The organism is Curtobacterium sp. LFS079 (assembly GCF_047977865.1).
Lineage (GTDB): Bacteria > Actinomycetota > Actinomycetes > Actinomycetales > Micrococcaceae > Arthrobacter.
In genome coordinates, this window is record NZ_JBFPFO010000008.1 from 78,778 (window position 1) to 94,361 (window position 15,584).

A 15,584-nucleotide genomic window follows, 5' to 3' on the forward strand; every position below is an offset into this window, starting at 1 on the left:
GTTGACGCAATTCAGTTCAGGAGCCGGCTTTGATCAGTTTTCTTCGCGGAACCGTGGCGCACGTGGGCCTGTCCACGGCGGTCATCGACCTCAACGGCGCCGGAATGGCTGTGTTCGCTACGCCGCAGACCCTCAGCCGCCTGCACGTCGGCGAGGAAGCGAAGCTGTTCACTTCCCTGATCGTCCGGGAAGACTCGCTGACCCTTTTCGCCTTTGCCGACGACGACGAACGCGAGGTTTTCGAGGTTCTGCTCAGTGTGAGCGGGGTTGGGCCCCGGCTGGCCCTGGCGGTTCTGGCCGTCCACGATCCCGAGACAATCCGCGTAGCCGCGCACAGCGGAGACGGCAAGGCCTTCACGAAGGTTCCCGGCATCGGGCCGAAGGTGGCCGGGCGGATCGTGCTGGAACTGTCCGGCAAGCTGGTGCCCCGTGGCACGGGCCCGGCACCCGTTCAGGCAGCTGCCTCGCAGGCCGAATGGAAGCCGCAGGTCGTCGCGGCGATGACCAGCCTCGGCTGGTCCGAGAAGGACGCCGGCGGCAGCATCGACAAAGCCATGGCCGATTCCCCGGACCTCGCCCAGGCCGGCGACGTCGCCCAGATCCTCCGCGCCACCCTGCGTTGGCTCGGCCAGGATGGCGCGCGCGCAGGCAACAGAGTAGGCAGCCGTGGCTGAGGCCTCCCTCGTCTCCGGCGGCGAAGAGCCGGAAGAGCGGATCATTGAGGCGGCCCTCCGCCCGAAGAACCTGCACGATTTCGTGGGCCAGCACCGCGTACGCAAGCAGCTCGCACTGGTGCTGGAAGCCTCCCGCATGCGCGGCCGCAGCGCGGACCATGTGCTGCTCTCCGGACCGCCCGGCCTCGGCAAGACCACGCTGTCGATGATCATTGCTGCGGAGATGAACGTACCCCTGCGGATCAGCAGCGGCCCGGCCATCCAACACGCAGGTGACCTCGCCGCGATCCTGTCTTCCCTGTCCGAAGGCGAGGTTTTGTTCCTCGACGAAATCCACCGGATGTCCCGGCCGGCGGAGGAAATGCTCTACATGGCCATGGAGGACTTCCGTGTGGACATCGTGGTGGGTAAGGGTGCCGGTGCTACGGCCATCCCGTTGGAACTGCCGCCGTTCACCCTGGTTGGCGCCACCACCCGTGCGGGCCTGCTGCCCGGGCCGTTGCGCGACCGTTTCGGTTTTACCGGGCATCTGGAGTTCTACTCCGTTGAGGAACTTGAACTCGTCCTCCGCCGTTCGGCCGGGCTGCTCGACCTCAGGGTGAATTCGGCGGGCTTCCGCGAAATCGCAGGCCGTTCGCGGGGAACCCCCCGTATCGCCAACCGTCTGCTCCGCCGCGTGCGCGACTGGGCGCTCGTGCACGGTGTCGAGCAGATCGACGCCCGCGCCGCGTCGGCCGCCCTGGACATGTACGAGGTGGACCAACGAGGGCTGGACCGCCTGGACCGTTCAGTCCTGGAGGCCCTCATCACCAAGTTCAACGGTGGCCCGGTGGGCCTGTCCACCCTGGCGATCGCCGTCGGCGAAGAACCCGAGACCGTCGAAACCGTCGCCGAACCCTTCCTGGTACGGGAGGGGCTGCTGGGGCGGACGCCGCGCGGGAGGATCGCCCTGGGCCCGGCTTGGACGCACCTCGGCTACGCAGTGCCGGTCGGCGTGTTCGGCCAGGACCCGCTGGAACTTTTCGGCGAGGAAGGCAACGCGGAACAGCCCGTCGAATCCGGTTTGTAACCCTGCTCCCAGCTTTTCCCCCTAGACTGGTATGACGCTCGGCACGTTCGAGCCCATGGAGCCATGCCCGCCATCCGGCGGTGCACCGTCCGGCCTGTCGGGGGATTTCCCCGCTGCTGGACCCCAGGGGAGCGATGCCGTGAACCTCAACGTATGCAAAGAAATGGAACTTCCCCGTGGATGTAATGAACATTCTGCTGTTTGTCCTTCTTGGCGTCTTCATCTTCATGATGTTCCGCCGCAACAAGAAGACCCGGGAGCAGCAGACCAAGCTGCAGTCCCAGTTCGCCCCGGGCGTGGACGTCATGACCAGCTTCGGGCTGTTCGGCCGCATCGTGTCGATGGATGACGCCGAGAACAAGGTGGTCCTCGAACTGTCTCCCGGAAACCTCGCCACCGTGCACCGCCAGGCCGTGACCAAGGTCATCGAAGCCCCCGAGGCCGTCGACTCCGTCGAGGTCCCGGACGACGCATCTTCCCTTGCTGAGCCGTCCCTCGGTGAGCGGGCCCAGGCCGGTCCCGTGGTGGATCCCGCGGAGACTCCCGAGGAGTCCATCAAGCGCCTCAACGGTGAGGACAAGAAGGACAACTAGTCCTGCGCCTCTTTCAGGGCAGACACGTTCCAAGGCAATGACCTGCCGCCGGCCAGTGCTTACAAGTGACGGCCGGCGGTAGATCCGTCACAACAGGAAGATCGAACATGGCACGAACCGGCCGCAAGAACCCAGCCCGCAGGGTGCTGATCTGGCTTGTCGCAATTTTCGCTGCGCTGACCGCCGTCCTTGGCGGCGGTGTCATCGCGGGCCACGCAAGCTGGGCTCCGAAGCTCGCACTGGACCTCGAAGGCGGGACCCAGATGATCCTGGCGCCCAAGGTCGAGGGTTCGTCGGAAATCAACGAGGACCAACTGAACCAGGCTGTGGCGATCATCCGCCAGCGCGTGGACGGCTCCGGCGTCGCCGAAGCCGAAATCAGCACCCAGTCCGGACGCAACGTGGTGGTCAGCCTCCCGGGTACCCCGTCCAAGGAAACCCGCGCCCTGATCCAGGCTTCTGCCGACATGAACTTCCGCCCGGTCATCGCAGCCGGGGACGGTGCCGCCGTGCCCGTGGCGTCCCGGACCAAGGAAAAGGACCTGCCCAAGCCGACGGCGAAGCCCACCAACGCCAGCGACAACAACTGGGTCACGGCCGACGTCTACAAGGCTTTCGAGGCCCTGGACTGCGTCAACCCGTCCCAGGACAAGCAGGAGCGCTCCGACCCGGCCAAACCGCTCGTCACCTGTGAACCTGCCACTGCCCAGTCCCCGGCCGTCAAGTACATCCTCGGCCCGGTTGAAGTGAAGGGCCAGGACATCACGTCCTCGACCTTCGGCCCGGTCCAGGGTGCCCAGGGTTCCGTGACCAATGACTGGGGTGTGAACATCACCTTCAACGAGGCGGCCACCAAGACCTTCAAGTCGGTAACCGAGCGCCTCAACCAGTTCTACGTCGCATCCCAGGCCCAGGGCGGCAACGACCCCAAGGCCCAGTTCGCCATCGTCCTGGACGACCAGGTCATCTCCGCGCCCCGCTCGCTCGCCGTCATCACCGACGGCCGCCCGCAGATCACCGGCAACTTCACCGAGCAGACCGCCAAGGCACTGTCCGATCAGCTGCGCTACGGTGCGCTGCCCATCAGCTTCGACATCCAGTCCGAAGAGCAGATTTCGGCGACCCTCGGCGGCGAGCAGCTCCGACTAGGCCTCCTGGCCGGCGTCATCGGCCTGCTGCTCGTGGTGGTGTACTCCCTGTTCCAGTACCGGGCGCTCGGCTTCGTCACCATTGCCTCGCTCGTCGTGGCCGGCGGCCTGACCTACCTCGCCATCGCCATCCTCGGCTGGACCGAGAACTACCGCTTGTCCCTGGCCGGCGTCGCGGGCCTCATCGTCGCCATCGGCCAAACGGCGGACTCGTTCATCGTCTACTTCGAACGCATCCGCGACGAACTGCGCGAAGGCAAGGGCCTGGTCTCTGCCGTCGAGAACGGCTGGAAGCGCGCCAAGCGTACGGTGCTGGCCTCCAAGGCGGTCAACCTCCTCGCCGCGCTCGTGCTGTACTTCGTGGCCGTCGGCAACGTCCGCGGCTTCGCGTTCACCCTCGGCCTGACGGCCCTGGCCGACCTCCTCGTGGTCTTCATGTTCACGCACCCCACCCTGCAGGTGCTGGCGCGCACGAAGTTCTTCGGCGAAGGCCACCGATTCTCCGGACTGGACCCCGCGCGGCTCGGCGCTGTCCCGCTGTACCGCGGCGCCGGCCGGCTCCGCACGCCTGCTGAGAAGCCCGCCGTCGTGCGCCCGCGCAATACCGGTGCGGCCGCCGAGGCCGAACGCCGCATGACCATTGCCGAACGCCGCCTTGCCGAGAAGCAAGGCGAACTGTCCGGATCTTCGAAGGGCAGCCGTTCTTCCAGCGGAACCAAGGAAGGCAAGTAATGACCAGCAGCTTTGCACGCTTCGGCAACGAGCTCTACACCGGGAAACGCTCCTACGACTTCGTCGGAGCCAAGAAGATCTGGTTCCTGGTCGCGGCCGTAGCAATGGCCGTGTCCATCTTCCTGCCGGCCGTCAAGGGCGGTTTCAACCTTGGCATCGAGTTCCGTGGCGGCTCGGAGTTCACCGTCTCGAACGTCAAGACCACCGACTCGACGCTCGGCGAAAAAGCCGTGCACGCTGTGGTTGCCGGTGCCGTGCCGCGCGTGGCCAACGTCGCGGGCAGCACCATGAGGATCCAGACGGACAAGCTCAGCGACGACGAAACCCTGCGGATCAAGGAAGGCCTGACTTCTGCCTACGGCGTCACCGAAAACGAGGTCACGTCGACCTTCATCGGTCCGACCTGGGGCCAGGACGTCACCAAGCAGGCCCTGATCGGCCTCGCGGTGTTCGTCGGCCTCGCCGCCGTCCTGATGGCGTTGTACTTCCGTACCTGGAAGATGTCCGTCTCGGCCCTCGCGGGCATGGTGGTGACGATGGTCATCACCGCCGGCGTGTACTCGGCGAGTGACTTCGAAGTCACTCCCTCGGCGATCATCGGCTTCCTGACGGTGCTGAGCTATTCGCTGTACGACACCGTGGTGGTCTTCGACAAGATCCGCGAAAACACCTCGGACATCGGGAGCTCCACGCGACGGACCTTCGCTGGAGAGGTGAACCTCGCAGTGAACCAGACCCTGGTCCGTTCCATCAACACCATGATGGTCGCCGTCCTGCCGGTTGCCGCGATCCTGTTCATCGGCGCTGGCCTGCTCGGCGCCGGCACCTTGCGTGACCTGTCGCTGGCCCTGTTCGTGGGCATCCTGATCGGTACGGCTGCCACGATCTTCATCGCAGCGCCGCTGTACGCCTGGCTGCGCCAGGGCGAACCGGAGCTGGTCAAGCAGGCCAAAAAGGTCGCCTCCCGCCGGGCCGAAGGTGCAGCCCAGGCAGGCGAACCCGCCACCGCCTGAGCCCTCCGCTCCCATGAAGGGCCGGCCACCGCACGCCGCGGTGGCCGGCCCTTCGGCGTTTGGTGTTTCCGTCATGTTGACGGCGGTTCCCGAAGGATGCCCGGGCAGGAATAGACTGGGTTAATTAATTCGTTCGTGAGGGGACACTTGTGGAGGAACGTACGACGTCGGCGCCACCGGCTGGCGGGGACAACGGCCTGGACCGTGCCTCCGGAGTTGCCTCCGCACCGTCGGCAGGTACCGCAAGCGGGGTGCCTGTGGACAGCTTCGGCATCCGCCCGACCTTCCCCGGCCGGCGCGAACGGACGCGGTCCCGGCTCGCGCGGCTGACGGGCCGCGGCGTCGCCAGCTACTCGCCGATTCTCGAACCCCTCCTGCGGACCGTGCGCGCGAACAACCCGAAGGAAGACTTCGACCTCATCCAGCGTGCCTTCGCGGTGGCCGAGCGCAGCCACCAGGGCCAGAAGCGCAAGAGCGGCGACCCGTACATCACCCATCCGGTCGCCGTAGCCACGATCCTGGCCGAGCTCGGCATGACCGGAACAACGCTCGCGGCGGCCCTGCTCCACGACACGGTCGAGGACACCCCTTATACCCTGGGTGACCTCACCCGGGATTTCGGACCCGAAGTCGCCATGCTGGTGGACGGCGTGACCAAGCTGGACAAGGTCCAGTTCGGCGACGCCGCCCAGTCGGAGACTGTCCGCAAGATGGTCGTAGCCATGGCCAAGGACATCCGGGTCCTGATGATCAAGCTCGCCGACCGCCTGCACAACGCCCGCACCTGGCGTTTCGTCTCTGCTGAATCCTCCTCCCGCAAGGCCCGCGAGACCCTGGAAATCTTCGCGCCCCTGGCCCACCGCCTCGGCATGAACACCATCAAGTGGGAACTTGAGGACCTGTCCTTCGCGGCTCTGTACCCCAAGGTGTACGAAGAAATCGTCCGCATGGTGGGGGACCGCACCCCTGAGCGCGAGAAGAGCCTCAGTGTCATCCGCAACCAGATTGCCGATGACCTGCGCCTGGCGAAGATCAAGGCCACCATCACCGGCCGGCCCAAGCATTACTACTCCATCTACCAGAAGATGGTGGTCCGCGATAAGGACTTCGACGACATCAACGACCTCATGGGCGTGCGCGTCCTGGTCGATACCGTCCGGGACTGTTACGCGGCACTGGGCACCCTGCACGCGCGCTGGAACCCGCTGCCCGGCCGGTTCAAGGACTACATCGCGATGCCGAAGTTCAACATGTACCAGTCGCTGCACACGACCGTCATCGGGCCCGGCGGCAAGCCGGTGGAAATCCAGATCCGCACACATGAGATGCACCGCCGCGCCGAATATGGTGTGGCCGCGCACTGGAAGTACAAGGACCAGCCCAACCGGACCGCCGTCGGACCCGGCAGCCCCCGCGACGGCGACATGGGCTGGCTGCGCTCCCTGGTCGACTGGCAGCAGGAAACCTCCGATCCAGGCGAGTTCCTCGATTCCCTCCGCTTCGAGATCAACGCCCGCGAAGTCTTCGTGTTCACCCCGAAGGGCGAGGTCATGGCGCTGCCAGCGGGCTCCACGCCCGTGGACTTCGCCTACGCCGTCCACACCGAGGTGGGCCACCGGACCATTGGGGCCCGTGTCAACGGCAAGCTCGTTCCGCTCAACAGCGAACTCAACCACGGCGACTGGGTGGAGATCTTCACCTCCAAGGCCGAAGGCGCCGGTCCCAGCCAGGACTGGCAGCATTTCGTCAAGAGCGCCCGGGCACGCAACAAGATCCGTCAGTGGTTCAGCAAGGAACGCCGCGAGGAAGCCATCGAACGCGGCAAGGACCTCCTGACCCGCGCGATGCGCAAGCAGAACCTGCCGCTGCAGCGGCTTATGACCCATGACGCCTTGTCCACCGTCGCGGAGGACTTCCACTACGTTGACATCTCCGGCCTGTACGCCGGGGTAGGTGATGGGCACACCTCTGCCCAGTCCGTCATGGAAAAGCTCATGGAGCACCTTGGCGGGCAGGAATCGCCGGACGAAGAACTGGACGAGGTCAGCGTCCCCACCCAGGTTGCCAAGACCCGCTACTCGGATTCCGGCGTCATTGTCCGGGGAGTGGGCGATGTCTGGGTGAAGCTGGCACGCTGTTGCACCCCGGTGCCACCCGATCCCATCCTCGGCTTCGTCACCCGTGGTTCAGGTGTCTCGGTGCACCGCACCGACTGTACCAACGTGGCCGGGCTCCGGGACGAGCCGGACCGGATTGTGGAAGTGGAATGGGCGCCGACCCAGTCGAGCGTGTTCCTCGTGGAGATCCAGGTGGAGGCCCTCGACAGGAAGTCGCTGCTCTCCGATGTGACCCGCGTGCTCTCGGACAACCACGTCAACATCCTCGCCGCGTCCGTGCACACCTCGAGCGACCGCGTCGCGATTTCCCGCTTCGCCTTCGAAATGGGCGACCCGAAGTACCTGCACCACGTCCTCAGCGCCGTCCGCAGGATCGACGGCGTTTTCGATGTCTACCGGACCACCGGCAACCGGCGCCGCAGCTGACAGGTCGCCGAGGCTGGCATTCATCGGGCTCACGCCGCGGTAACCGCTGGCAGCAACGCCAGTTTTGCCAGGGCGGCCTTCTTGTGGGGCACCCTGGGGGTGGCCTCCACGGCGAGGGTGACCAGGCGCAGCCGGATTCCCAGTTCAGCCTTCTCCAGGAGCGCCCGCAGCGCCGGGACGGCCCGTTCGGCCTCCACATGGAGGGCGACGTCGACGGCGGTGCGCAGCGGGCTGGTGACCAGCAGCCCGCCGATGCTCACCACGTCCAACTGGCCGAGACGGACCTCGTGCAGGATGCAGCCCCGCGTTGAACGGAGGCTGGAAACCCGGTGCTTGGCATCCACCAGCAAGGAGAGGCGCTCCGGGACGCCTCCGCACCCGTAGATCCAGGCCGCCGTCATGCGCCCTGCAACCACCTTCTGCCGGATGTTCTCCGGCACCACCAGCCCTGCCGCCCTGGCACGCAGGCGAGGCGTGACACTTACATCCTGGGTGGTGAAGCTTTCGCCGTACAGGGGTTGCAGGACGCCGTCGAACGCCATGGACTGCAGTTCGGCGTGGCTGAACACGTCGTTGGGGGAGTACAGCTCCTGGAACGGGGGTCCCGGCTCCGTCGGCGTTGGCGTGGCGTTCATTGAGCCATCATGGCCCGCCGGCCTTAACGGGTACAGGCCAGGTTCCGGTTATGTGGATAACCGGAACCTGGCCTGTACAGGCGGTTCGGAGGCTTAGCCGAGGTCGCTGGCGGAGCGCTGGATCTGGTCGAGCCAGGCCTGCCGGGCCTCCAAGGCTTCGCGTGCTTCCTTGATGCCGCGGGCATCCCCGGACTCCTCAGCTTTCTCCAGGTCGTCCTTCAGCCCGGCGATGGCGGCCTCAAGCTGGGCGAGGGCGCTGTTGGTGCGTGCCTTGGTTTCCGGGTTGCTGCGACGCCACTTGTCGTCTTCGGCCTCACGGACGGCGTCCTCAACCTTGCGCAGGCCCGCTTCGATCCGGCCCATGTCGGCGCGCGGAACCTTGCCTGCTTCATCCCAGCGGTCGCGGATGGACTGCAGGGCCTTCTTGGCGGCGGCAAGGTCGGAGATCGGCAGCAGCGCCTGCGCCTCCGCGATCAGTTCTTCCTTGACCACGAGGTTCGCCGCGAACTGCTGGTCGATTTCCTCGTTGGCGGCCTGCCGCTTGCTGAAGAAGACGTCCTGGGCGGCGCGGAAGCGGAGCCACAGGGCGTCGTCGTCCTTGCGGCTCGCGCGCGGGGTGGCCTTCCACTGGTCCATCAGGCGGCGGTATTCGCCGGCGGTGTATCCCCAGTCCGTCGAATCCGACAGGGCTTCGGCTTCGGCAATCAGCTTCTCTTTGGCAACTTTCGCAGCGGAGTTGGTGCTGTCGAGCTGGGAGAAGTAGGCGCGGCGGTGCCGGTCGAACACTGTGCGGGCGGCACGGAACCGCTTCCACAGCGCGTCTTCGTTGCTGCGCCCGAGGCGGATGCCGTTCTTCTGCGCCGTCTTCCAGCTTTCGAAAAGCTCGTTCATGCGGGCGCTGGAGGTCTTCCACTGCACCTGCGACGGGTCCTGGCCGGAAATGGCTTCGGCTTCGGCGACGATGGCCTCGCGCGCGGCGAGTTCGGCGGTGCGTGCGGCGTCGTGCGCCGCCTTCTCGGACTTCTCAAGCTCGGTGATCTGGGCGGTCAGGGTGTCGAGCCGGGCCTCCGCGGAGCGGATGTCGCCAACCATGTTGCGCTCGGCGAGTTGCTCGCGCAGGTGGTTTACGGTCTTCTGCATGTCCGTGGCCGGGGCCTTCGATTCGACGCGGTGTTCCAGCAGCACGACCTGTGCCAGGATGTCCTCGAACTTGCGTGCGAAGTAGCCTAGGGCCTCCTCGCGGCTCACGCCGGGGTACTGGCCCACCGGCTGCTCGGCGCCGTCGATGGTCAGGAAGACATGGCCGTCCTCCTCGGCGCGGCCCCACTTGGAAGCCTCCGCCAGCGAAACTGCGGACGGAGCGGCAGCAGGAGCTGCGGGGATGACGCTCGGTGCGGCCTTCGGCCGGGCTGCGAACGCGGCCGGCGACGGGGCGGCCGGACGCGGAGCCTGGGGGGCCTCGGGCGCGGGCGTTTCCGTTGCAGGGAGCTGCTCTTCTTCGTTGGCCGTTACTGCAGTTTCGTCGGATTGCTGACTGTGTGTCACCGCTAAAAGTCTTTCGCTTGGAGGGATTACTAAGGTAAGGCGCCGCGCGTGGTGGCCCGGCTGTTTACTTCAGGGAAAACGAGTCTATCGTGACTGTTGCCACAGGGGCGCCGTCCGTGCCGGATCCGCCGGCCTTGATCCCTGCCTTGGCGATTTTCGCCACGGTGTCCAGCCCACTGGTCACCTTGCCCACAATTGTGTAGCCGCCCGCGCTGTCCGCCGGGATCACTGTGTCCTTGTAGACGATGAAGAACTGGTGCCCGTTCCCGTAGGCGTTGTCACCGCTGCGTGCCACCGCGATGGTGCCTGCCGGGTACTTGTTGTCCGCGGGGGTGTTCTCCAGGGGGCCCCAGCGGTAGCTGGCGTCGTCGCCGGTATCCGCGGGCTTGGTGCCGCCGCATTGCAGCACGGCGAACGTGCTGCCCGTGGTGACCCGGGGGCAGAACAGGCCCTTGTAGTAGCCGGAGTCGGCCAGGGACTTCAAGACGGCGGCGGCCTGCGGGGCCTTCTTACCGTCCAGCGAAACACCCAGGGTGGCGCCGTTGAGCTTGAGTTCACCGGTGAAGGTCTTGCCGGCCGCTGTCTCAGGCTTGGGGATGTCCGGTCCGTTCGACGGCGACGCACTTGCCGTCGGCGAGCTCAGGCCGGCCTGCGCGGCGGCGTACTCCGCCTCCGTGGGGTTGGAGTTGAAGACCGTGAGCTGGAGGACGACGGCGGCAGCCAGGACGGCGGCACCGCCGGCGGCCGCGACAATGTTGTCGAAGCGGCGGCGTTTGCCTTGCTCCTGCCGCAGCTGGCGCCTGGCCTCCATCTGCCGGATGCGCCGTTTGGCTTCACGGGTCTCCCGTGGCCTTGTTGCCAAGAGTCCTCCTGCTTGTCTGGACAGCTTCCATTCACGCCGGCCGGCCCGGGCCCGCCGCATTGGATGTGCGGGCACCGGGAAGCATAAACTGGCTGCCGCACATAGTTTATGCATGACTGACTGGACGCACGCAGGACACGGCTGCTGATTCGGCGCCTGGTCCCGGCCCGTCCCGCTGCGCGCAACCTTTGAGGAGAAAATTCCACCATGGCACGTACCGCCTCCCTGTCCGGATTCCCCGAGTGGCTTCCCCAGGAGCGGTTGGTGGAGCTGCATGTGCTCGACACCCTGCGCCGCGTCTTCGAACTCCACGGGTTTTCGTCCATTGAAACCCGCGCGGTCGAAACAGTCGGCCAGTTGCTGCGCAAGGGCGAGATCGACAAAGAGGTCTACGGCCTCAGCCGCCTCCAGGAAGAAGAGGAAACCGCAGGAAACGGCAAGGGAGACCCCAACGCGCTTGCCCTGCACTTCGACCTGACGGTGCCGTTCGCCCGTTACGTCGTCGAGAACGCCGGCTACCTGGCCTTCCCGTTCCGCCGCTACCAGATCCAGAAAGTCTGGCGCGGCGAACGCCCGCAGGAAGGCCGCGCCCGCGAATTCACCCAGGCCGACATCGACGTCGTCGGCGACGGCGAGCTGCCCTTCCGCTATGACGTCGAGATCGCCCTGGTGATTGCCGAGGCCCTGAGCGCCTTGCCGATCCCGGACTTCCGCCTCCGGATCAACAACCGCAAGCTCGCCGAGGGTTTCTACCGCGGCATCGGCCTGGACGACACCGCCGGGGTGCTGCGCAGTATCGACAAGCTTGAGAAGATCGGCGCCGAAAAGGTCGCGGAACTCCTCAAGAGCGAACTGGGCGCCAGCGATGAACAGGCACAGCTCGCCCTCAGCCTGGCGACGATCCGCACCGAAGACACCTCCTTCGTGGAGCAGGTCCGTGCCCTCGGCGTCAAGCACGAACTGCTTGAGGAAGGCCTCAGCGAGCTGGAGCAGGTCATCGCGGCAGCCGTCCTGCGCGCGCCGGGCAAGGTCCTCGCGGACCTCAGCATCGCCCGCGGCCTGGACTACTACACCGGCACCGTCGTCGAAACCGTGCTGGTCGGCCACGAGCAGCTCGGCTCCATTTGCTCCGGCGGCCGCTACGACGCCCTCGCCCGCAAGGGCAACCGCACGTTCCCGGGCGTCGGTCTGTCCATCGGCGTGACGCGTTTGGTCTCGCGCATCCTCAGCCAGGAATTCGCCACGGCATCACGTTCGGTCCCGACCGCCGTGCTCGTCGCGCTGAACAATGACGACAGCTGGATCAGCGCCCAGGACGTCGCCGCACAGCTTCGCGCCCGCGGGATCTCCACCGAGGTGGCCGCCAAGGCCGAGAAGTTCGGCAAGCAGATCAAGTTCGCTGACCGCCGCGGCATCCCCTTCGTCTGGTTCACGGACGACGACGGCAAGCACCAGGTCAAGGACATCCGCAGTGGCGAGCAGACCGACGCGGACCCGGCCAGCTGGTCGCCGCCGGCCGAGGACCTCAACGTCCGCATCACCACCGCCTGACGACACGGCGGCGATGGCAAACAACTCCGGCGGGACACTCGCCCGGCGCCTCGGCACCGCCGACGCCGTGACGATCGGGCTGGGGTCGATGATCGGCGCCGGCGTGTTCGCGGCCTTCACCCCCGCTGCCCAGTCCGCGGGAGCCGGGCTGCTCCTCGGTCTGTTGATCGCTGCCTTCGTCGCGTATTGCAACGCCACCTCCTCGGCACAGCTAGCCGCCGCGTACCCGAGCTCCGGCGGCGCGTACCTGTACGGCCGGAAGCAACTGGGGGAGTGGCCCGGTTTCCTGGCCGGGTGGGGCTTCGTGATCGGCAAGACCGCAAGCAGCGCGGCGATGGCCCTCACCTTCGCCGCGTATCTCGCACCTGCAGGCTGGGAACGGCCCCTTGCCATAGCCGCGGTGCTGGGTCTGGCCGCGGTCAACTACCGCGGCGTCACACGGACCGCCCGGCTGGCGCGGATCATCGTGGCCGCCGTGCTCCTGGTGCTGGTTCTGCTCGTCGTCGCGTGCTTTGCGGGCGCGGCATCCGGGCCGGGTTTTGGCAGGATGTTCGACGGCGGACTGCCCGCGGCAGGCTGGTACGGAACCTTGCAGTCGGCGGGACTGCTGTTCTTCGCCTTCGCCGGCTACGCGCGGATCGCGACGATGGGCGAGGAAGTCATCCGGCCCGAACGCACCATTCCCCGGGCAATCACCGCCTCCCTTGGCATCACGGTGCTGGTCTATGCGGCCGTGGCGACGGGCATCCTCGCGGTGCTCGGACCCGGCGGAGTGGCCGGCACGCCCGCGCCCTTGGCTGCCGCTGTCGCCGCTGGTCCCTGGCCCTGGCTCGTACCCTTCGTGTCCGTCGCTGCGGCACTCGCGGCGCTGGGTGCCCTGCTCGCGCTCATCGCCGGGATCGGCAGGACCGCCCTCGCCATGGCCAGGGACGCCGAGCTGCCCGTCTGGCTCAGCGCAGTGCACCCCCGCTTCAAGGTTCCGCACCGGGCCGAGGTGGTCCTCGCCGTCGTCGTCTGTGTGGTGATCGCGGTGGCGGACTTGCGCGGCGCGATCGGTTTCTCGTCCTTCGGGGTCCTGCTGTATTACCTGGTGGCGAACCTCGCCGCCCTCACGCAGACGGGGGCGCAGCGGCGCTACCCGAAGGCACTCCAGGTGCTGGGGGCGCTGGCGTGCGTGCTGCTCGTGGCGACCCTTCCGGCGTCGTCGTTGCTTGCCGGGGTGGCGGTATTCGCCGTCGGGATCGTGTACCGGCTGGTGCGGCTGCGCCTCGCTGGCGCCCGATCCTGAACCCGGTGGCGGCTGCCGCGCATCCGGGCGGGTAAACTCAGACGGGATCGTTTCGCCGCGATCGGCCAAAAATCATGCTGAAAGGAATGCTGTGCTGCGCACACATGACCTCGGATCGTTGCGTTCCGAGCACATTGGACAGACCGTTACCCTGGCAGGCTGGGTCGGCCGCCGCCGTGACCACGGTGGTGTGGCCTTCGTTGACCTGCGGGACGCTTCCGGTGTCGCCCAGGTGGTTGTCCGCGAGGAAGAGGTCTTCCACGGGCTCCGCAACGAGTACGTGCTGCAGGTCATCGGCACCGTGAACAAGCGCCCCGAAGGCAACGGGAACCCGGCCCTGGCCACCGGCGAGATCGAAGTCATCGCCGAAAAGGTCGTGATCCTCAACACCTCGGACCCGCTGCCGTTCCAGATCGACGAGCACGTCGAGGTCGGCGAGGAAGCCCGCCTCAAGCACCGCTACCTGGACCTGCGCCGGCCGGGCCCTGCCCGCAACATGCGCCTGCGTTCGGAGGCGAACCGTGTTGCCCGCGAGCTGCTGCACCAGCAGGGTTACGTGGAGATCGAAACCCCCACGCTCACGCGTTCGACGCCGGAAGGCGCCCGCGACTTCGTGGTCCCCGCCCGACTGGCGCCGGGTTCCTGGTACGCCCTGCCGCAGTCCCCGCAGCTTTTCAAGCAGCTGCTGCAGGTGGGCGGTTTCGAGAAGTACTACCAGATCGCCCGCTGCTACCGCGATGAGGACTTCCGCGCGGACCGCCAGCCCGAGTTCACCCAGCTGGACATCGAGGCGAGCTTTGTTGAGCAGGACGACATCATCGAACTCGGCGAAGCACTGATCAAGGTGCTGTGGCAGCTGATCGACGTCGAAGTACCCACTCCGATCCGCCGCATGACCTACTGGGAAGCCATGGCCAAGTACGGTTCCGACAAGCCGGACCTGCGCTTCGGCCTCGAACTGACGGAACTGACCGAATTCTTCAAGGACACCAACTTCGGCGTCTTCAAAGCACCCTATGTTGGTGCCGTCGTCATGCCCGGCGGTGCCTCGCAGCCCCGCCGCACCCTGGACGCCTGGCAGGAATGGGCCAAGCAGCGCGGGGCGAAGGGCCTGGCCTACGTCCTGTACAAGGAAGACGGCGAGCTTGCCGGCCCCGTGGCGAAGAACCTGACCGACACCGAGCGTGCCGGCCTGGCCGAGGCCGTGGGCGCCAAGCCCGGTGACTGCATCTTCTTCGCAGCCGGCGAGGTCTCGCCGTCGCGCGCGCTGCTCGGCGCGGCACGCGTGGAGATCGGCCACCGCACCGGCCTGATCGATCCCAAGGACTGGGCTTTCGTCTGGATTGTCGACGCACCGATGTTCGAGTCTGCAGCCCAGGCCACGGCGTCCGGCGATGTGGCCCTCGGATACTCCGCCTGGACGGCCGTGCACCACGCCTTCACCTCGCCGAAGCCGGAGTTCCTGGACACCTTCGACGAGAACCCCGAAGCCGCCCTGGCGTACGCCTACGACATCGTGTGCAACGGCAACGAGATCGGCGGCGGGTCGATCCGTATCCACCAGAGCGACGTCCAGGAACGCGTCTTCAAGGTCATGGGCATCAGCCACGAAGAAGCACAGGAGAAGTTCGGCTTCCTGCTCGAGGGCTTCAAGTACGGCGCACCTCCGCACGGCGGCATGGCGCTTGGCTGGGACCGCGTGGTCTCCCTGCTGGCCGGCGTCGACTCGATCCGCGACGTCATCGCGTTCCCGAAGTCCGGCGGCGGCTACGATCCCCTGACTGCCGCGCCGGCACCCATCACGGCGCAGCAGCGCAAGGAAGCCGGCGTGGACTTCAAGCCCGAGGCCAAGCCGGCAGCCAAGTCGGAATAACGAACATCCCAAAGCTCCCCGCTCCGCGTCCTGCGGAGCGGGGAGCTTTGGCTTTTTC

12 protein-coding genes are annotated in these 15,584 nt (G+C 66.7%); 9 read left to right on the forward strand and 3 right to left on the reverse strand.

Annotation, left to right across the window (positions count from 1 at the left end):
- The first annotated feature begins 29 nt into the window (after positions 1-29).
- The 6 genes from ruvA (at position 30) to ACNQPB_RS14125 (ending at position 7,772) form a co-directional block, all read left to right on the forward strand.
- The gene (ruvA, locus tag ACNQPB_RS14100; protein ID WP_498752679.1) at positions 30-674 is read left to right on the forward strand and encodes a Holliday junction branch migration protein RuvA; all 645 of its coding nucleotides are present in this window, start codon (positions 30-32) and stop codon (positions 672-674) included.
- Positions 667-1,743 (forward strand): Holliday junction branch migration DNA helicase RuvB, encoded by a 1,077-nt coding sequence (gene ruvB, locus ACNQPB_RS14105; RefSeq protein WP_498752681.1) that lies wholly within the window; start codon positions 667-669, stop codon positions 1,741-1,743. The genes ruvA and ruvB overlap by 8 nt, the downstream gene beginning before the upstream one ends.
- A gap of 185 nt (positions 1,744-1,928) precedes the next feature.
- Entirely contained in the window at positions 1,929-2,336 is a 408-nt protein-coding gene (gene yajC / locus ACNQPB_RS14110; protein ID WP_498752839.1) for a preprotein translocase subunit YajC, read from the forward strand.
- Positions 2,337-2,443: 107 nt separating this feature from the next.
- A complete protein-coding gene (gene secD / locus ACNQPB_RS14115) occupies positions 2,444-4,216 on the forward strand; it encodes a protein translocase subunit SecD (RefSeq protein ID WP_498752683.1) in 1,773 nt (590 codons plus the stop codon).
- Entirely contained in the window at positions 4,216-5,229 is a 1,014-nt protein-coding gene (gene secF / locus ACNQPB_RS14120) for a protein translocase subunit SecF (protein WP_498752684.1), read from the forward strand. The genes secD and secF overlap by 1 nt, the downstream gene beginning before the upstream one ends.
- A 149-nt stretch (positions 5,230-5,378) precedes the next feature.
- Entirely contained in the window at positions 5,379-7,772 is a 2,394-nt protein-coding gene (locus ACNQPB_RS14125; protein ID WP_498752686.1) for a RelA/SpoT family protein, read from the forward strand.
- Positions 7,773-7,801: 29 nt separating this feature from the next.
- Here the strand turns inward: ACNQPB_RS14125 and ACNQPB_RS14130 are convergent, their stop codons facing one another.
- From ACNQPB_RS14130 to ACNQPB_RS14140, 3 genes are all read right to left on the reverse strand, one after another.
- On the reverse strand, positions 7,802-8,407 hold the full coding sequence (locus ACNQPB_RS14130; protein WP_498752688.1) for a hypothetical protein: 606 nt from the start codon (positions 8,405-8,407) through the stop codon (positions 7,802-7,804).
- A 93-nt stretch (positions 8,408-8,500) separates the two neighbouring features.
- The gene (locus ACNQPB_RS14135) at positions 8,501-9,952 is read right to left on the reverse strand and encodes a DUF349 domain-containing protein (RefSeq protein WP_498752690.1); all 1,452 of its coding nucleotides are present in this window, start codon (positions 9,950-9,952) and stop codon (positions 8,501-8,503) included.
- Between the two features lie 64 nt (positions 9,953-10,016).
- Positions 10,017-10,814 (reverse strand): peptidylprolyl isomerase, encoded by a 798-nt coding sequence (locus ACNQPB_RS14140; RefSeq protein ID WP_498752692.1) that lies wholly within the window; start codon positions 10,812-10,814, stop codon positions 10,017-10,019.
- A gap of 207 nt (positions 10,815-11,021) precedes the next feature.
- Here ACNQPB_RS14140 and hisS point away from each other — a divergent pair, with 207 nt between their 5' ends.
- The 3 genes from hisS to aspS all read left to right on the forward strand — a co-directional run bounded on the left by hisS (position 11,022) and on the right by aspS (position 15,526).
- Positions 11,022-12,365, forward strand: coding sequence for a histidine--tRNA ligase (gene hisS, locus ACNQPB_RS14145; RefSeq protein WP_498752694.1), 1,344 nt, complete (start codon positions 11,022-11,024; stop codon positions 12,363-12,365).
- Between the two features lie 13 nt (positions 12,366-12,378).
- A complete protein-coding gene (locus tag ACNQPB_RS14150) occupies positions 12,379-13,653 on the forward strand; it encodes an APC family permease (RefSeq protein WP_498752696.1) in 1,275 nt (424 codons plus the stop codon).
- A 91-nt stretch (positions 13,654-13,744) separates the two neighbouring features.
- Positions 13,745-15,526: an aspartate--tRNA ligase gene (gene aspS / locus ACNQPB_RS14155; protein WP_498752699.1), complete on the forward strand. Its 1,782-nt coding sequence runs from the start codon at positions 13,745-13,747 to the stop codon at positions 15,524-15,526.
- Positions 15,527-15,584 lie beyond the last annotated feature (58 nt).

Coding starts and splice junctions, on each gene's coding strand:
- yajC (WP_498752839.1), top strand. CDS start 1,929: ATGAACATTCTGCTGTTTGTCCTTCTTGGCGTCTTCATCTTCATGATG.
- secF (WP_498752684.1), top strand. CDS start 4,216: ATGACCAGCAGCTTTGCACGCTTCGGCAACGAGCTCTACACCGGGAAA.
- secD (WP_498752683.1), top strand. CDS start 2,444: ATGGCACGAACCGGCCGCAAGAACCCAGCCCGCAGGGTGCTGATCTGG.
- ACNQPB_RS14150 (WP_498752696.1), top strand. CDS start 12,379: ATGGCAAACAACTCCGGCGGGACACTCGCCCGGCGCCTCGGCACCGCC.
- ACNQPB_RS14130 (WP_498752688.1), bottom strand. CDS start 8,407: ATGAACGCCACGCCAACGCCGACGGAGCCGGGACCCCCGTTCCAGGAG.
- hisS (WP_498752694.1), top strand. CDS start 11,022: ATGGCACGTACCGCCTCCCTGTCCGGATTCCCCGAGTGGCTTCCCCAG.